The sequence below is a fragment of the bacterium genome (assembly GCA_035691305.1).
In the GTDB taxonomy this organism is placed as follows: domain Bacteria; phylum Sysuimicrobiota; class Sysuimicrobiia; order Sysuimicrobiales; family Segetimicrobiaceae; genus DASSJF01.
Map to the genome: position 1 here is coordinate 1 of DASSJF010000061.1, position 18,439 is coordinate 18,439.

Sequence of the window (18,439 nt, forward strand, 5' to 3'; positions counted from 1 at the left end):
CCGCCCCGGCCAGCGCGAACGCCGCCGCGCGCGCGGCGCCGCCCGCACCGACCACCACGGCCCGCGCGCCCTCGACCGCCACGCCGCCGTCGATCCGCAGCGCGTCGAGCAGGCCGGCGCCGTCGGTGTTGTAGCCGACGAGACGTTCGCCCTGCACGCGGACTGTGTTGACCGCGCCGATCGCCCGCGCGTCGTCAGACGTGTCGTCGAGGTAGGCGAGCGCCGCTTCCTTGTGCGGCACCGTGACGTTGGCGCCGGCGGCGCCGAGCGCCACGAGCCCGCGGAGCGCGTCCCCGAGGCGCGTCCGGGCAACGGGAAGCGCCACGTAGCACCAGTTGAGGCCGGCCGCGGCGAACGCGGCGTTCTGCATGCGCGGGGACAGGCTGCCGCGAACCGAGTCCCCGATCAGACCGACGAGTATCGTCGCCGCGTTGATTTCCGTACGACCCCTCCCTGTCCGGACGGCCGGCGTAGCAGGCCTCAATTATAGGGTGCTTCGGAGGAACGGTACAAGCCTCGGCCGGGGCGGGCGCCGCACAGGGGCGTCCGGGCGGCCGCCGAATCAATCCGCATGCGCTACGAAGGTCAGGATTCCTACGAAATCACGGTGGCGGGTCTCCGGCGCCGGCTGCCGATCGTGCCGATCAACGACTCGCTGTGGATCGCGGCGTTCGTGCTGTGGGGCGACGTCCAGCTGACGAACGCCAGCGCCCGCCTCCTGGCCGACCGGCTGCGACCGTTCGCCTTCGACTGCATCGTGTCGGTCGAGGCGAAGGCCCTGCCGCTCACGCACATGGTGGCGACGTACCTGTCGGACGAGCGGGCCGACCGATACTTTCCGTACGCGGTGTGCCGGAAGAGCGTCAAGGGCTACATGAAAGACGCGCTGACCGTCCAGGTGAAGTCGATCACCACCGCGTCGACGCAGACGCTGGTCCTCGACGGCGCGGACGCGAACCGGGTCCGCGGCAGGCGCGTCGCCGTGGTGGACGACGTAGTCAGCACCGGCGGCAGCCTGCGCGCCGTCGACGAGCTGCTCGAGCGCGTCAACGCCCAGGTGGTCGCGCGGGCGGCGGTGCTGCTCGAAGAAGGCGGCTACCGCGATCCGAACCTGATTCATCTCGGCACGCTCCCGATCTTCACCAAATAGTGCCGGCCGCGGTGTCCGAGCGGGACGGCCGCGCGTTCGCCGTGTACGGGGGCGGCGCGTTCGGCGCGAGCGTGCTGCTGCAGACGATCCTGCTCTGGCTCGTCTACTTTTACGCGCCCCCGGCCGGCCAGGGCGTCACGCTGCTGCCGCCGACCCTCGTCGGCCTGGCGCTTGCCGCGGGACGGGTCGTGAACTCGCTCAGCAACCCGCCCGTGGCCTTCTGGAGCGACCGCAGCCGCACGCGGTGGGGCCGGCGCCGCCCGTTTATCGCCGTGGGCGCCCCTGCCCTGGCGGTCTGCTTCGTGCTCTTGTGGTTGCCGCCGCGCGCCCCGCAGGGAGTGCTCTTCGCGTACGCCGCGGGGACGCTCGCGGCGTTTTTCTTCCTGTTCTCGTTCGTGATGAACCCGTACGCCGCGATGCTTCCGGAGATCACGCCCGGCGGCCGCGGCCGGGCGGCGGCCGCGGCCTGGCAGGCCGGCGGATCGCTCGGCGGCGTCGGGGTCACCATGATCGCCTCGGCGTGGCTGATCCGGCGCTGGGGCTTCGGGGGAATGGGCGCGGCGCTCGCCGCACTCGCCCTCGCCGCGCTGTGGATCGTCGCGGGAGGCGTCCGCAATGAAGAGACGCCGGGAAGAACCGAGACGCGGCCGGGAACGTTTTGGCGCGAGATCGGCGCGGTGCTGCGCCACCGCGGCTACCGGATCTATTTGCTCTCGCTCGCGCTGCTCTGGCTCGGTACGAGCATGGTCAACACGGTCGCCGTTTACGTCGTCACGGTGCTGATGGGCCTGCCGCGGGACCAGGTCGCGGTGGCGCTCGGCGCCGTCTTCGCTTGTACCGTGGCTGTCCTGCCGCTTCTCGGGCGCCTGACTCGGGCGCTCGGGACCGCGCGGGCGCTGACGTGGACGCTCGCGGCCGCCACCGTGGTGGTCCCGCTGATCGGCGCGATCGGGCTCCGCGGCACGCCGTCCGCGGCGGCCGCGCAAGGGTACACGCTGATCGTGCTCGCCGCGGCGCCGCTCGCCGGCCTGCTCGTGTTGCCGAACGTGCTGATCGCGGACATCGCGGAGTCGGACGCGCGGATCACCGGCCGCGCGCGGGAGGGAATGTTCTACGCGGTGCAGGGACTGGTGCTCAACGGCGCGACCGCCCTCTCCTCGGCCCTGCTCGGCGTGGTGCTCAGCCTCGGCTACAGCCGGGGGCACACCATCGGCCTGCGCCTTATTCCGGCTCTGGCAGGGGTGTGTACGCTGGCCGCGTTGGTGGTGTTTCGAGCGTATCCGCGCGCGGACGCGGGCCCTCGAGGTGGCCCGTCTGGTTGAAGGCGGCGACGCGCACCGCGTCTCCGTCCCACTCGAGCACGTTGAAGGCCGCGTTGTCCTGCGCCATGCGTCCGTAGGACTCGAGCGGCAGCCCGAGCACGCTCAGGAGCACGGCCTTGTTCACGGCGCCGTGCGCCACGATCGCAATGGTCTCGCCGGGATGCGCCGCGATGATCGCCCGCACCGCGGGCAGCACGCGGGCGCGCACGTCGCCGATCGTCTCGCCGCCCTGCGGCGCGACGCGGAGCGGGTCCCGCCGGCGGGCCGCAAGTTGCTCGGGATATCTGGCGGCAACCTCCCCAATCGTCAGGCCTTCCCACTTGCCGAGGGCGATCTCTTTGAGCGCGTCCACGGCGACGACGGGCAGACGGTGCGGCGCCGCGATCGCGGCGGCGGTGTCGCGGGCCCGGGACAGCGGGCTGCTGTACACGGCGCGAAACGGGACCCCGGCCAGCGCGCGCGCCAGCCGGTCGACCTGTGCGCGTCCGGTGCCGGAGAGCGGGCTGTCGCACTGGCCCTGCAGCCGCTCCTCGGCATTCCAGCCGGTCTGGCCGTGCCGGATCAGGTAGACGCGGGTCAGTGCGAGAGGCTCTCCTTCAACGCGGCGGCGCTCGGCTCCGACGCGAGCGAGGCCGCATCGTCCTCGGATGCCGCCGCCCCCGCGGACGCCGGCCCGGTGGATGCGTCGCCCGCGGGCGCACCGGCCTCGACCGACGCCGGATACGCCGAGACATCGGCCGCGTCCGGGGTGGCCGGTGTGCTCATCGCGGTGCCGTAATCGACGTCGGGAGCCGCGGGCGTCTCGAGCGACATAGACTCGGGCGAGGGCAGGGCCGGGGTGATGGTGTCAACGTGCTCCTGGACCGCCTGGCGAAACTCGTCGTGCGCGCCTCTCACAGCACTGCGGAAGTCGCGGATCGATCGGCCGAGCGACGCGCCCAGCGTGGCCAGCTTCGACGGCCCGAAGATCAGGAGCGCGATCACGAACAGAATGAAGAGCTTCTCCGGATTGTCGAACATCGAACACCTCGTCCGAATTGGAACACACGGACAACCGCCGCATCCGCTCCACAGAAAACGGCTGCGCCGCCCCGGGCGGTTCCCGTCTTCAATTGTAGCGTATGACGCTTAGGTCCGGCGGGCCCGACCGCGCACCGGCCGTGCCGGCGCGCTACGGTGCCCGCGCGGCGTGGCGGGCGACCGCGGCGAGATCGCGGCCATCGTCTTGCCGGCCGGCTGGGCCGGCAGCAGGCGCTCCCCGTCCCGCGCGTGGGACGTGCGTCCGGTCGTGGAGGCGAGGTACTGCTGGTAGAAGCGCTCGACGGTCCGGCGGTTAATGCGGAACGTCGGCGTCCGGTGCGGGCGAATCGCGCCGCTGAAAGTCCGCGGAATGTGCAGCAGCTCGTGGATCAGGATGCGGTCCTGCTCGTCCTCCGGCAGCCGGCTGAACTCCGGTTCGATGATCTCGACGACGTAGGCGGGCCCGATCTCCAGCACCTGCTGCCACAGGCTCGGCAGGCCCCAGATCCGAGCCCACGCTTCGGACGTCGAGCCGTACCCACGGACGCAGAAGATCCGCGACGGATCCACGTGGGAGAACTCGAGCGCCCCGACAATCCGGCGGAGACGGTCGTGAGTGCGGCGGCAGAGCTCCCAGCGCATCGGCCGACGGTCAGCGGCCGGCTGCGCGCCCGCGGTGTGTAGGGGCGGCGGCCGGCGCCGAGATCATCTTGCGGCCGAGGTTGCGGATCAGCAGGATCTGGCCGCGATGATACCCGAGGTGCTCGAGGTAGTGCAGCAACGCCCAGTACCTGGTCGGCTGTTCCGGAGACGAGAGGCGCTTGGTCTTGGCGGGCACCGGCAAGGCGAGGTCGGCCGCGGTCACGCCGCTCAACACGCGCCGCGTCAGCGCCCTGGCCTCTTCGACCGCGCGCAGCACGGCGCCGCGCGGCGGATCGTCGTGCACGAACTCCGCGTCGCGGTTGCGGTGGGCCGGTACGCCGCCGATCTGCTCGCCGATCCACCACCGCTCACTGCCGGCGAGGTGGCGCAGCAGAATCGCGGCGGAATTAAACTCGGGACCGGGACACCACTGAAAGAGGCCGTCGTCGATTTCGCGCACGGCGGCGAGGAGCGACTCCCATACGTCGTCGAGGTGTTCCTGAATTGCCGCGACACCGGCATCCATCGCGCCGCACCTCCGGCGGGCTCCGTCGCGGAGACCTTCGGCCGCGCTCTCACTTCGCCGCGCGGGGCGCGTCCCCCCTGCTGAAAAATTTCGCGGGCGGCGCGCGCAGGCGATGCGGAACCGCTACGCTTCCGCGCTCTCCTCGCGCGTCACGATCGGCGCGATCGCCGACACGCGGTCGTTCGCGTCGAGCTTCTTGATGCGCACGCCCTGCGCCGCGCGGCCGTGCTTCGGAATATCGCTCACGCTCAGACGGCTCACGATCCCGCGCGCGGTGATCACCAGCACCTCGTCGCCGTCGCTCACGGCGCGCACCGCCACGACCGCGCCGGTCTTCGGCGTGAGGCGGATGTTCTTCACACCGCCGCCGCCGCGCGACTGCAGGCGGTACTCCTTCAGCGGCGTCCGCTTGCCCGATCCGAGCTCCGTCACCACGAGCAGATCCACGGCACCGGTGCTCACGGCCATCCCGACGACGCGGTCCTCCTTGCCGAGCCGCATGCCGCGCACGCCGTGCGCCGCGCGCCCCATCTCGCGCACGTCGGCCTCCTTGAACCGGATCGCCTGGCCGCGCCGGCTGGCCAGCACGACCTCCTGTTTGCCGTCCGTGAACCGCACGCCGATCAACTCGTCGCCCTTGTCCAGGTTGATGGTCACGATGCCGGCGCGCTTCGCGTTCAGGAATTCCATGAGCCCGGTGCGTTTCACGTAGCCGCCGGCGGTGGCGAAGAAGAGATACCCTGCGTCCTCGAACGATCGGATGGGGATGATCTCCGTGACGCGCTCGCCCTGCGCGAGCGCGATCAGATTGATGACGTTCGTGCCTTTCGCGGTCCGCCCGGCCTCCGGGATGTCGTAGGCCTTGACCCGGTAGACCTTGCCGCGGTTCGTGAAGAACAGGACGAACGCGTGGTTGGTGGTGACGGAGACGATCTCCACGTAGTCTTCTTCCTTCGTCTCCATCCCCATCACGCCGCGGCCGCCGCGGCTTTGCCGCCGGTACGTATCGAGCGGCAGGCGCTTGATGTAGCCTTGGTGCGTGAGCGTGACCACGACGTCGGCGTCCGGGATCAGGTCCTCTTCCTCGAGCTCGGTCTCCTTGGCCCGGATCTGCGTCCGCCGTTCGTCGCCGTACTTCGCCTTGACCTCGTCGAGCTCGCTCTTGATGATCGTCATCAGCCGCCGCGGGCTCTTGAGGATGTCCTCGTACTCGGCGATCGCCTTGATCAGCGCCTTGTACTCCTCGTCGATCTTCTCGCGTTCGAGCGCCGTCAGGCGCTGGAGGCGCATCTCGAGGATCGCGTCCGCCTGCGGCTCGCTCAGCTTGAACTGCTTCATCAGGCCGGCGCGCGCCGCCGGAACGTCTTTGGCCTTCCGGATCAGCGCGATCACCTCGTCGAGGAACTTGATCGCGATCTTGAGGCCTTCCAGGATGTGGGCGCGGGCCTTCGCCTTACGCAGCTCGAACTCGGTGCGCTTCGTGACCACCGCGCGACGGTGGTCGAGGTAGTGGGTCAGCATCTGCCGCAGGGTCAGCACCCGCGGTACGCCGTCGACGAGCGCCAGCATGATCGCGCCGAACGTCGTCTGCAGCTGGGTGTGCTTGAACAGCTGGTTCTGGAGGATCTGCGGGTTGACGTCCCGGCGCAACTCGATCACGATCCGCATGCCCCGGCGGTCGCTCTCATCCCGCAGGTCCGAGACGCCGTTCAGCTTCTTGTCGCGCACGAGCTGGGCGATGCGCTCGATCAGCGCGGCCTTGTTCACCATGTACGGCAGCTCGGTGACGATGATCGCGACACGGCCGCCGCGCAGCTCCTCGAGCGTCGTCGTCGCCCGGACCACCATGCTGCCGCGCCCTTCCAGATAGGCCTGCTTGATGCCGTCCCGGCCGAGGATCTGCCCGCCGGTCGGAAAGTCCGGCCCCTTGACGATCTTCAGCAGGTCGGCGTCGGACAGCTTCGGTTCATCGATCAGCGCCGCCAGCGCGTCGACGAGCTCGCCAAGGTTGTGGGGCGGGATGTTGGTCGCCATCCCGACCGCGATGCCGGCCGAGCCGTTCATCAATAGGTTGGGCACCCGGCTCGGCAGGACGACGGGCTGCTTGAGGCTCTGGTCAAAATTGGGCTCGAACGGGACCGTCTCTTTGTCGATGTCGGCGAGCAGCTCCATCGCCATCCGCGAGAGCCGCGCCTCGGTGTAGCGCATCGCCCCCGGCGGATCGCCGTCGACGCTGCCGAAGTTTCCTTGACCGTCGATCAGCGGGTAGCGAAAGCTGAAGTCCTGCGCCATCCGGACGAGGGCTTCGTAGACCGGTACGTCGCCGTGCGGGTGGTAGCGGCCCATCACGTCGCCGACGACGCGGGCGCATTTGCGGTACGGCCGGTCGGGGGCAAGGCCCATCTCGGAGGCGCCGAACAGGATGCGCCGCTGCACCGGCTTGAGCCCGTCGCGCACGTCGGGCAGCGCCCGGCTGACGATGACGGACATCGCGTAGTCGAGATACGACGTACGCATCTCGCGGGCGATCGGTTGGGTAATGATCTTCTCTTCGGCGGCCATGGCGCGGCGGGCCCTAGATATCCAGGTTGCGGACTTCCTTGGCGTACTTCTGGATGAACTGCCGGCGCGGCTCGACCTCGTCGCCCATCAGCGTCTTGAACAGCTGGTCGACGTCGCCGGCTCCGTTGGTCTCGGTGTCGTCCAGCTCGACTTGAAGAAGCGTGCGGGTCGCCGGATTCATCGTGGTCTCCCACAGCTGCTCGGGGTTCATCTCGGCGAGGCCCTTGTAGCGCTGCACCTCGAAGTTCGCCCCGCGCTTGGTCAGCTGCTTCGTGACCTCGTCGCGCTGGTCGTCGGTGTAGGCGTAGTGCCGCTCCCTGCCCGCGGTGATCAGATAGAGCGGCGGCTGCGCGATGAAGACCTTGCCGTGGTGGATCATCCCCGGCATGTAGCGGTAGAGGAAGGTCAGCAGCAGCGTGCGGATGTGCGCGCCGTCCACGTCGGCGTCGGCCATCAGGATGATGCGGTCGTAGCGCCGCTTGTCGAACGCGAACTCTTTGTCGATGCCGGTGCCGACCGCGGTGATCAGCGCGCGGATCTCCTCGTGGCCGAGCATTTTGTCCTGCCGCGCCTTCTCGACGTTCAGGATCTTGCCCTGGATCGGCAGGATCGCCTGGAAGTGGCGGTCCCGTCCGGACTTGGCGCTGCCGCCGGCCGACTCGCCCTCGACGACGAACAGCTCGCACTTCGTCGGATCCTTCTCCGCGCAGTCGGCGAGCTTGCCCGGCAGCGTGCTGACGTCGAGCGCATTCTTGCGGCGCACCAGTTCGCGCGCCTGCCGCGCGGCCTCCCGGGCGCGGGCGGCCTGGATCGCCTTCGCGACAATCCGCTTGCCCTCGCCCGGGTGCGTCTCGAGGTACTCGCCCAAGGACTCGCCGACGATCGACTCGACGATGCCCTTGACCTCGGGGTTGCCGAGCTTGGTCTTCGTCTGGCCTTCGAACTGCGGCTCCGGCAGCTTCACCGACAGCGCCGCGGTCAGGCCCTCGCGGACGTCGTCCCCCTGGATCGTCAGGTCGCCGTTCTTGATCAGTCCCTGCCGGCGCGCGTAGTCGTTGATCATGCGTGTGAGCGCCGAGCGGAAACCGACGAGGTGCGTCCCGCCCTCGGTCGTGTTGATCGTGTTGACGTAGGTGTAGACGTGCTCGAGATAGCCGTTGTTGTACTGGATCGCCGCGTCGACCTCGACGCCCTCGCGCGTGCCGTGGATCGCGATCGGTTTGCCGAGGCCGTCCTTGTTCTTGTTCTGCGCCGCGATCAGCTCGACGATCCCGCCCTTGTGGAGGAACTCCCGGCGCTCACCGGACCGCTCGTCGTGCAGCGTGAGCAGCAGGCCGGCATTCAAGTAGGCGAGCTCGTCGAGCCGCTCCGCCAGGATCTTCGTCTCATATTCGGTCTCGTCGAAGATCTCGGGGTCGGCCTTGAAGGTGACGGTCGTGGCGGTCTTCGACGATTTCCCGGTGACGCGGAGCGGCGTCGCGCGCCGGCCGCGCTCGAACCGCTGCGTGTGCCGGCTGCCGTCGCGCTGGACCTCGACCTCGAGCCACTCCGAGAGGGCGTTCACGACCGAGACGCCGACGCCGTGCAAACCGCCGGAGATCTTGTAGCCGCCGCCGCCGAACTTGCCGCCGGCGTGCAGCATCGTCATGACGACTTCCACGGCCGGCTTGCCGACCTTCGGGACGTTGTCGACGGGGATGCCGCGACCATCGTCCGTCACGGTGACGCTGTTGTCTTTATGGATGGTGACGTCGATGCGCTTGGCGTATCCAGCGAGCGCCTCGTCCACGCTGTTGTCCACAACTTCAAAGACGAGGTGATGAAGACCGCGGCTACCGGTGCTGCCGACGTACATGCCGGGGCGCCGGCGCACCCCTTCCAGCCCCTCAAGCACCTGGATCTGTTGTGCGTCATATGTGCTGCGATCTGGAGTCTGATCCATGCGGCGTCTGCTCCTCCGGAGCGGCTGGGTAGAGTCCACTAAACGGGACGTGGCACGCCGGCCACGCCCCGCGTTACACACTGTTCCACGAAAAGTTTCTACTATTTATAGCATTACCTATAATAACGAAAAAACCGCCTCAGGTCAATCGGCCGAAAGTGGCGTCGCAACTGGATTTCAGCCATCGGACGCGGGCGGAACTTTAGCGGAGGAACGTCACGCGTCGGACCTGGCAAGTTCGGTCCCCGCGTTGGTCACCCGGCGGACAAGCGTCACAGGAGAAATCGCCGACTCATAGACTCCTCCGGTGGTCACTACTACGGCCTTGCGGTCATGAACGGGAACCTCGAACCGCATCAGGCCTTGGGCTCTCGCCCTCTCCACAAATCGTTCGTTATCGGAGTTTCCCGCGATCAGACGGGCATCGAAGATACCGATTATATCCGGGATCAGAAGGACGACTTCTCCGCCGATGTGCACGTACACGATCAGGCTCGGGGACCGGTGCGATCGGCATTCGCCGCACCGCCACCGGACCCGTCGGATGCGCCGAGCGGACGCATCGTCAGCTGGATCTCCGCGATTACCCGCTCGCCGGCGCGAGCATTCAGCGCCTCGATCAACGCCGCCCGCTGCATGCCCAGTTCGTAGTAAACCGCAGGATGGTCGGTGGCAACGACAAGAGTCTGGCCCCGAACACCGAGCGCGCGGGCATGGCGCGCCTTCGCCGGACCGATCACCACTGGCCAGGCCTCCAGCACGCTGCCCTGCCGGGCCCGACGCGGCCCGACGAGGCTCGAAAGCGCATCGGACAGCAGTTCCCTAAGCGTGTACATCGGTGCCCGCCTCGATCGCACCACCGCGGACCATGAACATCCGGAGCGCGACGCCGGCCGCCGGCGGCGGCACCGTATGCGTCAGCAAGACCTGCGGCCCCTCGATCTCCCGCAGCAACATGATCTGGCGCGCCGGATCAAGGTCGGCGAGTACGTCGTCGAGCAGCAGCACGGGCCAGGTTCCGAGTTCGTCGCGCAAGATCTCCGCCTCGCCGAGCCTGAGACTGAGCGCGGCCGTGTGCTGCTGGCCTCGAGATCCGAAAGCCCGAAGATCGACGCCGTTCACGCCGATCCGCAGATCGTCGCGATGGGGCCCAACGAGGCTCGTCCGGCGGCGGTACTCCTCCGCGCGATGCCGGGCCAGCGCGCGCGCCAGCGCGGCGGCCTCACGGCCGTCGCCGGGGCCGGCCGAGACCGGCGCGGGGCCGCCGGGGTCGTCCGCCGTCGACGAGTAGGTCACGTCCAGCCCTTCGGAACCGTCCGAAACGCGCGCGTGCCGCTTCGCGGCCCGCGCCGCGAGCGCCCGCACGAAACCGCGCCGGCGCTCCACCAACGTCGCCCCAAGGGCGACCAGTTGCTCGTCCCACGGCTCGAGCGCCGCACCACCGGCGCCCTCGCCGAGCAGCCGATTGCGTTGTCGCACTACCCGGAGATACCGCGTGAGCGCGAAAAAATACGACGGGCTCGCCTGACTGAGCGCGGCATCGAGGAGCCGGCGCCGCGCTCCGGCCGCACCGCGGATCACGTCGCCGTCAAGCGGCCCCGCCAGCACAATCGCCATCCGACCAAGCAGTTGACCCCGCTGCACGACGACCCCATTGACCTTCATGCGCTTCTCGCCCGTCGTACGATCGACGGCGATCTCAAGCACATCCGCCCGCGGATCACGCACCTCGGCCCGTACGTACGCCCGATCCTGGCCGAACCGCACGAGTTCAACGTCGGCCGAGGCACGAGGGCTCCGGCCGAGCGCCGCGGTGTAAACACTTTCAAGCAAGTTGCTCTTGCCCTGCGCGTTCGCGCCGACCAACACCGTGATGCCGGCCTCAAACGCGAGGTCCGTCGCCGCGTAGTTGCGAAAGTCCCGAAGCCGCAGCTCAGCGAGCCACAACGAGGTAATCCTTGCCTCCGGCGCCGACGCGGTCGCCCGGCGCGAGCTGCCGCCCGCGCCGTCGCTCGACGGCGCCGTTGACGCGCACGGCGCCCACTTGCACCATCTGTTTGGCGCGGCCGCCGGTGTCGGCGGCCCCCGCCCACTTTAAGAAATCGCCGAGGGTAATCCGCGGAGTCTCAATCTCCACTTCAACCGTCTCGGACTCCGGTCTACGAATAGACCCGAACGGGCGCGAGGACGTAGACATAGTCGGTGTTGTCGGTCGGGTGCAGCGCGCCCGGGCTGAGCGATCCGGTGAGATCGAAGTGGACGTCCGGCGCATCGATGTTCGTCAACGCGTCCATGAGAAACTTCGCGTTGAACGCAACCGGAATCGCGTCGCCCTCGACACGGACCTCGATGTCCTCCTGCGCCTTCCCAACATCCGGCGTGTTGGAAGAGATCGTGAGCGTGCCCTCCGCGGCGTTGAGGCGCACCACATTGGCGGAATCCTTCGCCGTGATGCTGGCCCGGCGCACACCGCGCAGCAGCCGTTCGGTACCGACCGTGATCCGCTGCTTGAACTCTTTTGGGATCACCTGTTCATAATTCGGGAACTGCCCGGCGATCAGTCTCGACACAAACCGCATACCCGGAAGCGAAAAGATGAGTTGGTTGTCGTGAGACGCCACCGAGACTTCGCCTTCAACCGAGCCGAGTACCCTCACCAGCTCCGCCATCGTCTTACTCGGCACGATCGCCGTAACTTTACCCCGGCCGGCGCCGCCCATCTTGGCGCGCCGCACCGCCAACCGGCCTCCGTCCGTCGCGACCAAGTGTCCTTGGTCACCGTCCACAACGAGGTAAACACCGGTCAGGAACGGTCTGGTTTCATCAGTCGATACGGCAAAACTGGTTTGACGAATCATCGTTCGTAGCAATCCGGCGTCAAATTTAACAACGACATTGCCTTCGCCGGATGGCATCAACGGGAAATCGCTGGCTGGTAGCCCTAAGATCTCAAACCGCACGTTTTCGGAGGTAATAACCGCTTTGGATTCACCCTCGGCAACCACCATTTCCAAGGGTGCCTCCGGTAGGTTCGTCACTATATCGGTAAGAATCCGTGCCGGAAGAGTAACGGCACCGCCTTCTTTGACTGTTCCAGAGACGTAGGCCTCAATACCGAGCTCGAGATCCGTAGCGGCGAGCTTCACGCCGTTTTTACTCGTTTCGACGAGTACGTTGCCGAGAATAGGCATACTAGCCCGTGGCGAGATGGCGCGGCCAACGGTTTGCACCGCTCTCAAAAGATTGTCTTGAGAGCATTTGAGGTGCATTACTTACGCCCTCTCATAAGGTTTTCTTATATAAAGATTCGTCGTAATAGTAGTAGAACCTGTGGATTGTGTGAATATCGCCGGAGAGGCGCATCAGAAGGCGATTTTGCGCTGTGGATAACCAAATGGATGAAATTTCGCGGATGATCGGGGTTATCCCGATTGTCCCCCGATCGGTGTTTTTGACGGACACGCGCTCCTGATCGTGCACATACTATCCCCGACTACCCGCCCGTTCGGTCCGGAAGCTTTCCACAAGACTTTGGACACCGGCGTTCAGATGGGTATCTTCGGCCAGCGCGTGCTTTACACGATCGCAGGCGTGCATGACCGTGGTGTGGTCCCGCCCGCCGAACTCCTCGCCGATACGGGGTAGCGACGCGTCGGTCAGTTCCCGGCAGAGATACATGGCAACCTGGCGGGGAAAGGCAACACCCTTGGTCCGCCGCTTCGCCTTCATTTCCTCGATGCGAATCCCGAAAAACTCCGCGACGGCGCGTTGGATCGCCGGAATGGTGACCGGACGTACCCGTGCCTGCGGCAGAAGCTCCTTTAGCACATCGGTCGCGAGATCCACCGAGATCGGCGTCCGCGTCATTTCGGCGTGGGCGCGCAGCCGGCTGAGCGCTCCCTCGAGCTCGCGGATGTTGGACGAGATCCGCTGGGCGATGTACTGCGCGACCTCGTCGGGCACAACGATTTTGTCCTTTTCGGCCTTCTTGCGAAGAATCGCGACGCGGGTCTCGTAATCCGGCGGTTGGATGTCCGCGATGAGGCCCCATTCGAACCGCGAGCGCAGTCGGTCTTCGAGGGTCGGAATCTCCCTGGGCGCCCGGTCGCTGCTGATGATGAGCTGCCGGCTCGACTCGTGCAGGGTGTTGAAGGTATGGAAGAACTCTTCCTGGGTGCGTTCCTTTCCGGCCAGGAACTGGATGTCGTCGATCGCGAGCACGTCGACATTGCGGTACCGGTGGCGGAACTCCACCATTTTGTCGTCGCGGATCGCGTTGATCAGGTCGTTCGTGAACCGTTCCGAGGAGACGTACATCGCACGCGCTGACGGTGAATGGGTCAGGACGTAGTGCCCGATTGCCTGAAGCAGGTGGGTCTTACCGAGACCGACGCCGCCGTAGATGAACAAAGGATTGTACGCACGGGCCGGCGCCTCCGCGACGGCCTTGGCCGCGGCGTGGGCGAAACGGTTACCGGCGCCGACGACGAAGGTGTCGAACGTGTATTTCCCGGCGAGGTGGCGCGCTTCGACAGGGATCCCGGCCGTGGCCGCGTCGATGCGGGCGACGGACTGTGTCGGCGCGGTGCGGGTGTTTTGTCCGTTCTGGTCGCTCTCCGTGACGATGAAGCGAATGTCCACGCCCCGGGTCAGGACCTCGCGCAGCGTCTCCGTGATGAGGCCGCGGTAGCGGCCCTCCAGCCATTCCTTCGCGAACGCGCTCGGCACCGAGAATACGAACACGTCCTGCTCGAGCGCGAGCGGCTGCATGGCTTTGAGAAACGCTTCAAAACTCGGCTTGCTGAGCTGGCTCTCGATCCGGGTAAGGGCTTCCTGCCAGACCTGGCCGGCTGTAATGCTCTGTACGTCCATGTGCTGGGCCCTCCCGTGACGCGTCGATCAGGCGACGTGCGCCTACGCCTTGAAGACGGAGCCGAGGAACGCGACGCCCTCCCCGGTGAGCGTCCGCTTCCCCGGATCGGCGGTGCCGACCGTCAGCAGACGCATCTGCTGCAGCGCGGACAGCTCGCGAAATGCGGTGCTGTGGCTCATCCCGAGTTCTTTCGCGATCGTGGACGGACCGGCCGCGCCGATCTCGGCGATCAGCAGTAGGATCTTCTTCTGACGGTCGGTGAGGCGCGCGGTGTCCGCCGCGGCGGCGGGTCGCGCGGCGGGTGTCTGTCGAGGCGCGGCGGGCGCTTCCGCCGCCGGGGCGGCCGGACCGACTTTGAGCGTGACGACCGTGCCGCCGCGCAGGTTCTCGTCGATCGTGATCGCGCCGCCGAGAAACGCGAGCTGTTCCTTCGCAACCGGCAAGCCGGACCCGACGCCCTTGATGAACCGCCGCATGTCGCGCGTCGCGGTGGTGAACCCGGGCTCGAACGCGCGATCCCTGGCGTTCTCGGGGATGCCGGGTCCCTGATCCGAGATCCGGATCGTGTTGCCGTCGCCCATGATCGAGACGACCGCGTCTTTGAAATAGGCGTGAATGAGGTTCTCCACGATCTCCTTGATCACGACGAAGGGGATGCGCCCGCCGCGCTCTCGCGCGTAACGGTGCGTTCGCGCAGACAATTCGCCGATCAGCTCGTTAAAGTCCTGAGAAGAAAGGGTGATGATCTGCGGCGGTGCGAGCGGCGAATCGTAGATGGCGACGCGAACCTCAGGCGCCTGCGCCTGGTCCGACGTTCCGTCTCCTCGTTGAGACACGAGCCGCAGGAAGAAGTCTTCCATCGACGCGACTCCCCCGCGTGCGGACACAACATTGGCCGCATGCGGGTGCCCTCCTTTTGTTTTCGCACACGCTGTGTACTTTTCGAATATCCCGCTGAAATGCCGTGGTGCGGTCAACTCTGTGGAGAGATGATCGCCGTCTTTTCAGCGGTCGCGGGCGGTCCTCGTCGCGCGCGCGGTGTGCAGGCTGTGTACCGAGCGGATAACAGCGGGTGGACCATGTTATCCACAGGTGTGGAAAAGATTGTGGACAATTTGGACGGACTCCTGCCGGCCTCGGAAAAAGCACCGCAACCCGTTACAAAACCGCACAAAACGACCGAGGTCATGGCACGGCGTCACGAAAGTGTGGACAACTGGGCACACTGCCCACAGGTTATCGCCAGTTCGGTGAAATCCGGCACGCTTTGTGGTCGGCAGCGGAGTGTCGTGGACGGTCCGCGGGCCGTTATGCTATAGTCATTTGGTCTCTTGTTAAGGGAGTGTCGTTGGTGAAGCGTACCTTTCAACCAAACCGCAGGCGCCGCGCCCGGACGCACGGGTTCCGGGTACGGATGCGCACGCCGGGGGGCCGCAATGTGCTGCGCCGCCGCCGCCAGCGCGGACGGCGCCGTCTCTCACCCGCGTAGCCGGCCAAGCGCCGCCGGCCCGACGCGGCCGCCCGGCCGCTTGGTGTCGCGAGCGGATTTTTCCCGAGTGTACCGCGAGGGGCGCCGCTATGCCGGAGAAACGCTGGCGCTGTACGTCCGCTCGACGGACGGCGTGCGCCGGGTCGGTGTGACGGCGGGCCGCGGTCTCGGCGGTGCCGTGATTCGGAACCGAGCAAAGCGTCGTCTGAGGGAAGCGTACCGGCGGATCGAGGCGCGGCTGTGCGCCACGGGGGATCTTGTGCTGGTCGCGAGGTCCGCGGCGGTCAACGCCGGGTTTGCCGAGATCATGCGTGAAATGGAAGCGCTTTGCGCTGCGGGGCGGCTGCTGTGCGGCGCGACGTAGGCCGGGTGGTAGGGGTCGGCGTGATCCGCGGGTACCAGCGCTGGATCTCGAGATTCCTCCCGCCGTCCTGCCGGTTTACCCCCTCGTGCTCGGAGTACGCCCTCGAGGCGATCGAGCGGTACGGAATCGCGCGCGGCTCGTGCCTCGCCCTGCTGCGGATCCTGCGCTGCCATCCCTTCCATCCGGGCGGCTACGATCCGGTCCCGGACCGGCGCGAACCAGGGAGGCCTAACGTTGCATAATCCGTTCGTGCCCTGGCTCGGGAGCGCACTCGCGGCGCTGTACCGCCTCACGCACGACTACACGCTCTCGGTCATTCTGCTCACGCTGATCGTGAAAGCGGTCATCCATCCGCTCACGCGCGTCCAGCTGCGGTCGATGAAGGCGATGCAGGTGCTCACACCGCACATGGAGCAGCTGCGGCGGAAGCACAAGGACGACCCTAAGAGTCTCAACCAGGAAATGATGGCGCTCTATCGGGCCCACAACGTGAACCCGATGATGGGTTGCCTGCCGATGATCGTACAGCTGCCGGTGCTGTGGGGGCTCTTTGCGCTGCTCTCGAACCGCGCCCTGTTCGGCAATGCCACCGTGATCGGGATGCCGTGGCTGGGGCTGGCGGAGCGGCCGATGCAGCGCGTGCTCGAGGCGCTGCCGAGCCATCCCATCTACCTGCTCGCGCTGATCTTCCCGGTGCTGGTTGGGGGTACGACGTGGTACCAGCAGCGGATGAGCATGACCGATCCGACGCAGGCCCGGTTGTTTGTTTTCATGCCGATCATGTTCGGATACTTCGCGCTCAACTACGCCGTGGGGTTGTCGATCTACTGGATTGTCTCGACCGCCGCGTACGTCGGCGAGTATTTCCTGGTTGTCGGCAGGCCGTCTCCGATGGTGGCGGCACCGCCAAAGTCTCAGGCGGCCGCACAGGCGCGCTCCTCGACGCCGGCGGCTCCTACGGCACCGGTCGGCCCGGCACCGGCACAGCCGTCCGGCGGGAGGCGCGCGAGCCGCCGCGACCGGCGTCAGAAGGGGGCGAAGCAGGCGTGAACTCCGCAGAGGGCGCCGGGCGCACGGTGGAAGAGGCGATCCGCACCGCGCTCCGCGCGCTCGGCGCGAAGCGCGAAGACGTCGACCTCATGGTGCTGGACGAAGGGAGTCGCGGCGTGCTCGGCCTCGGCTCGCGGGAAGCGCGAGTCCGCGTGACGCTGCTTTCGGCGATCGAGGCGGGCGAAGCTCAAGAGGGGGTCGCCGCGCCGGTCGACACGGGGGACGATCCCGTCGCGGTGGCGCGGCGCGTGACGGCGTCGCTGCTCGACACCATGGGCATCGGCGCGTCCGTCATGGCGCGCGCCGAGGACGGCGGCGTGGCGGTCACCGTGACCGGTCCGCAGCTCGCGCCGCTGATCGGCCGGCACGGCCAGACGCTCGAGGCGCTCGACCTCCTCGTCAATCTGATGACGACACGCCAGCTCGGTCATCGCGTGCAGGTCGCCGTCGATGCGGAGCGGTATCGCGAGCGGCGGCGCGAAACGCTGTCCGCCCTGACACGTCGCGTCGTGAGCCGCGTCCGGCGGGACGGCCAGCCGGCGCCGCTCGATCCGATGCCGGCCTCGGAGCGGCGGTTCATTCACACGATGCTCGCTGAAGACCCCAACGTCATGACCTACAGCGAAGGCGAGGGCGCCGACCGCCATATCGTCATCGCGCCGCGCGGCGGCGCGGTACCTGCCGGCTCGTCTTCCCGTCGCGGTGCGCCGCCCGCGGACGACGAGGCGTCGGAAGACACGGACACCTAAGCGCGCGTGCCGAGTCCGCGAACGTCTCGCGGATCGGACCTTACCATTCCGGCGGCCGCCGCCGGCCTCGGGCTGTCACTCTCCGTCGACCAGCAGTCTCGTCTCGACCGTTACCTCGCGCTCGTCGACGATTGGCGCGGCCGCGTGCAGCTGACCGGCGTGGATCCCGCCGATACGCCGTCGGTGCTCGTCGTGGGTGCGCTGTGCGTCGTCCCGTACCTCCCGGGGTCGGGTATCCTGATCGATCTCGGCAGCGGTGCCGGCGTGCCGGGGATCCCGGTCGCGGTGATGCGTCCGTGCCTTCGCGTGATGCTGGCGGACTCGGAGCGTAAGAAGGTTGCGTTTCTCGAGATCGTCCTCCGCGAGCTCGAGCTTCCGAACGTCGACGTGACGCAGGCACGCGCTGAGGACCTCGGACGCGACGCCGCACATCGCGGGCGCGCGGACGTGGTTACGGCGCGGGCGCTCGCGCCCGTGCGGGTGCTGGCGGAGTACGCGTTGCCGCTGTTACGGATCGGCGGGAAAGCGGTGTTGCCGAAGGGCCGCGGCGCGCTGGGCGAAGTGCGCGCCGCGGCCCGCGCGCTGCATCGGCTCGGCGGCGAAGCCGACCTGCACGAACCGTCCGCGTCGTTTTGTTCGCCCGTCGTTGTGCTGCGGAAGACGGCGCCGACGCCTTCGGCCTATCCCCGGCGCGCTGGTACACCCGAGCGGCATCCCCTTTAGGCGAGGTCCGATGCTCGACGTCTCCGC

The 18,439-nt window shown here is 67.5% G+C and carries 22 protein-coding genes; 8 read left to right on the forward strand and 14 right to left on the reverse strand.

What is annotated here, in order from left to right:
• Positions 1-370, reverse strand: a 370-nt coding sequence (locus VFL28_10760) for a shikimate dehydrogenase (protein ID HET7265139.1), incomplete at its 3' end; no start/stop codon positions are given.
• A 201-nt stretch (positions 371-571) separates the two neighbouring features.
• On the opposite strand from VFL28_10760, the gene VFL28_10765 reads away from it, so the two are divergent.
• A complete protein-coding gene (locus tag VFL28_10765; protein ID HET7265140.1) occupies positions 572-1,150 on the forward strand; it encodes a phosphoribosyltransferase family protein in 579 nt (192 codons plus the stop codon).
• Positions 1,150-2,472, forward strand: coding sequence for an MFS transporter (locus VFL28_10770; protein HET7265141.1), 1,323 nt, complete (start codon positions 1,150-1,152; stop codon positions 2,470-2,472). The genes VFL28_10765 and VFL28_10770 overlap by 1 nt, the downstream gene beginning before the upstream one ends.
• On the opposite strand, the gene VFL28_10775 is transcribed toward VFL28_10770, so the two are convergent.
• The 13 genes from VFL28_10775 to VFL28_10835 all read right to left on the reverse strand — a co-directional run bounded on the left by VFL28_10775 (position 2,372) and on the right by VFL28_10835 (position 14,897).
• A complete protein-coding gene (locus VFL28_10775; GenBank protein HET7265142.1) occupies positions 2,372-3,154 on the reverse strand; it encodes a histidine phosphatase family protein in 783 nt (260 codons plus the stop codon). The genes VFL28_10770 and VFL28_10775 overlap by 101 nt on opposite strands.
• Positions 3,049-3,492 (reverse strand): twin-arginine translocase TatA/TatE family subunit, encoded by a 444-nt coding sequence (locus VFL28_10780; GenBank protein ID HET7265143.1) that lies wholly within the window; start codon positions 3,490-3,492, stop codon positions 3,049-3,051. Before VFL28_10780 ends, VFL28_10775 begins: the two co-directional genes overlap by 106 nt.
• Positions 3,493-3,600: 108 nt before the next feature.
• Positions 3,601-4,134 (reverse strand): putative metallopeptidase, encoded by a 534-nt coding sequence (locus VFL28_10785; protein ID HET7265144.1) that lies wholly within the window; start codon positions 4,132-4,134, stop codon positions 3,601-3,603.
• A 10-nt stretch (positions 4,135-4,144) separates the two neighbouring features.
• Entirely contained in the window at positions 4,145-4,660 is a 516-nt protein-coding gene (locus VFL28_10790) for a DinB family protein (protein ID HET7265145.1), read from the reverse strand.
• 123 nt (positions 4,661-4,783) lie between these two features.
• Complete coding sequence (gyrA, locus tag VFL28_10795; protein ID HET7265146.1) at positions 4,784-7,222, reverse strand: DNA gyrase subunit A; 2,439 nt, start codon at positions 7,220-7,222, stop codon at positions 4,784-4,786.
• A 13-nt stretch (positions 7,223-7,235) separates the two neighbouring features.
• A complete protein-coding gene (gene gyrB / locus VFL28_10800) occupies positions 7,236-9,164 on the reverse strand; it encodes a DNA topoisomerase (ATP-hydrolyzing) subunit B (GenBank protein HET7265147.1) in 1,929 nt (642 codons plus the stop codon).
• A gap of 216 nt (positions 9,165-9,380) precedes the next feature.
• On the reverse strand, positions 9,381-9,650 hold the full coding sequence (locus VFL28_10805) for a hypothetical protein (GenBank protein ID HET7265148.1): 270 nt from the start codon (positions 9,648-9,650) through the stop codon (positions 9,381-9,383).
• Positions 9,651-9,652: 2 nt separating this feature from the next.
• A complete protein-coding gene (locus VFL28_10810) occupies positions 9,653-10,000 on the reverse strand; it encodes a DUF721 domain-containing protein (protein HET7265149.1) in 348 nt (115 codons plus the stop codon).
• Positions 9,987-11,111: a DNA replication and repair protein RecF gene (gene recF / locus VFL28_10815; GenBank protein ID HET7265150.1), complete on the reverse strand. Its 1,125-nt coding sequence runs from the start codon at positions 11,109-11,111 to the stop codon at positions 9,987-9,989. The genes VFL28_10810 and recF overlap by 14 nt, the downstream gene beginning before the upstream one ends.
• Positions 11,098-11,301 (reverse strand): RNA-binding S4 domain-containing protein, encoded by a 204-nt coding sequence (locus VFL28_10820; protein HET7265151.1) that lies wholly within the window; start codon positions 11,299-11,301, stop codon positions 11,098-11,100. Before VFL28_10820 ends, recF begins: the two co-directional genes overlap by 14 nt.
• A 22-nt stretch (positions 11,302-11,323) precedes the next feature.
• Positions 11,324-12,433 carry a DNA polymerase III subunit beta gene (dnaN, locus tag VFL28_10825; GenBank protein HET7265152.1) on the reverse strand — a complete coding sequence of 370 codons (1,110 nt, stop codon included), beginning with the start codon at positions 12,431-12,433 and terminating at the stop codon, positions 11,324-11,326.
• A 214-nt stretch (positions 12,434-12,647) separates the two neighbouring features.
• The gene (gene dnaA / locus VFL28_10830) at positions 12,648-14,036 is read right to left on the reverse strand and encodes a chromosomal replication initiator protein DnaA (protein HET7265153.1); all 1,389 of its coding nucleotides are present in this window, start codon (positions 14,034-14,036) and stop codon (positions 12,648-12,650) included.
• Positions 14,037-14,078: 42 nt separating this feature from the next.
• The gene (locus tag VFL28_10835; GenBank protein ID HET7265154.1) at positions 14,079-14,897 is read right to left on the reverse strand and encodes an ATP-binding protein; all 819 of its coding nucleotides are present in this window, start codon (positions 14,895-14,897) and stop codon (positions 14,079-14,081) included.
• Positions 14,898-15,388: 491 nt separating this feature from the next.
• Between VFL28_10835 and rpmH the strand changes: the two genes are divergently transcribed.
• Genes rpmH through rsmG form a run of 6 tightly spaced genes read left to right on the forward strand, consistent with a single transcriptional unit; the run spans position 15,389 to position 18,412 of the window.
• Entirely contained in the window at positions 15,389-15,526 is a 138-nt protein-coding gene (gene rpmH, locus VFL28_10840; protein ID HET7265155.1) for a 50S ribosomal protein L34, read from the forward strand.
• Positions 15,474-15,890 carry a ribonuclease P protein component gene (rnpA, locus tag VFL28_10845; protein ID HET7265156.1) on the forward strand — a complete coding sequence of 139 codons (417 nt, stop codon included), beginning with the start codon at positions 15,474-15,476 and terminating at the stop codon, positions 15,888-15,890. Before rpmH ends, rnpA begins: the two co-directional genes overlap by 53 nt.
• Positions 15,875-16,132 (forward strand): membrane protein insertion efficiency factor YidD, encoded by a 258-nt coding sequence (gene yidD, locus VFL28_10850; protein ID HET7265157.1) that lies wholly within the window; start codon positions 15,875-15,877, stop codon positions 16,130-16,132. The genes rnpA and yidD overlap by 16 nt, the downstream gene beginning before the upstream one ends.
• The gene (locus VFL28_10855; GenBank protein ID HET7265158.1) at positions 16,125-16,940 is read left to right on the forward strand and encodes a YidC/Oxa1 family membrane protein insertase; all 816 of its coding nucleotides are present in this window, start codon (positions 16,125-16,127) and stop codon (positions 16,938-16,940) included. Before yidD ends, VFL28_10855 begins: the two co-directional genes overlap by 8 nt.
• Positions 16,937-17,689 carry an RNA-binding cell elongation regulator Jag/EloR gene (gene jag, locus VFL28_10860; protein ID HET7265159.1) on the forward strand — a complete coding sequence of 251 codons (753 nt, stop codon included), beginning with the start codon at positions 16,937-16,939 and terminating at the stop codon, positions 17,687-17,689. The genes VFL28_10855 and jag overlap by 4 nt, the downstream gene beginning before the upstream one ends.
• A gap of 6 nt (positions 17,690-17,695) precedes the next feature.
• Positions 17,696-18,412: a 16S rRNA (guanine(527)-N(7))-methyltransferase RsmG gene (rsmG, locus tag VFL28_10865; GenBank protein HET7265160.1), complete on the forward strand. Its 717-nt coding sequence runs from the start codon at positions 17,696-17,698 to the stop codon at positions 18,410-18,412.
• The last annotated feature ends 27 nt before the right edge of the window (positions 18,413-18,439 follow it).

What these genes read in the sequence shown, in the direction of transcription:
- VFL28_10765 (HET7265140.1), top strand. Translation starts at nt 572, where the DNA reads ATGCGCTACGAAGGTCAGGATTCCTACGAAATCACGGTGGCGGGTCTC.
- VFL28_10835 (HET7265154.1), bottom strand. Translation starts at nt 14,897, where the DNA reads ATGGAAGACTTCTTCCTGCGGCTCGTGTCTCAACGAGGAGACGGAACG.
- VFL28_10785 (HET7265144.1), bottom strand. Translation starts at nt 4,134, where the DNA reads ATGCGCTGGGAGCTCTGCCGCCGCACTCACGACCGTCTCCGCCGGATT.
- VFL28_10780 (HET7265143.1), bottom strand. Translation starts at nt 3,492, where the DNA reads ATGTTCGACAATCCGGAGAAGCTCTTCATTCTGTTCGTGATCGCGCTC.
- gyrA (HET7265146.1), bottom strand. Translation starts at nt 7,222, where the DNA reads ATGGCCGCCGAAGAGAAGATCATTACCCAACCGATCGCCCGCGAGATG.
- dnaN (HET7265152.1), bottom strand. Translation starts at nt 12,433, where the DNA reads ATGCACCTCAAATGCTCTCAAGACAATCTTTTGAGAGCGGTGCAAACC.
- gyrB (HET7265147.1), bottom strand. Translation starts at nt 9,164, where the DNA reads ATGGATCAGACTCCAGATCGCAGCACATATGACGCACAACAGATCCAG.
- VFL28_10790 (HET7265145.1), bottom strand. Translation starts at nt 4,660, where the DNA reads ATGGATGCCGGTGTCGCGGCAATTCAGGAACACCTCGACGACGTATGG.
- VFL28_10810 (HET7265149.1), bottom strand. Translation starts at nt 10,000, where the DNA reads ATGTACACGCTTAGGGAACTGCTGTCCGATGCGCTTTCGAGCCTCGTC.
- rnpA (HET7265156.1), top strand. Translation starts at nt 15,474, where the DNA reads ATGTGCTGCGCCGCCGCCGCCAGCGCGGACGGCGCCGTCTCTCACCCG.
- dnaA (HET7265153.1), bottom strand. Translation starts at nt 14,036, where the DNA reads ATGGACGTACAGAGCATTACAGCCGGCCAGGTCTGGCAGGAAGCCCTT.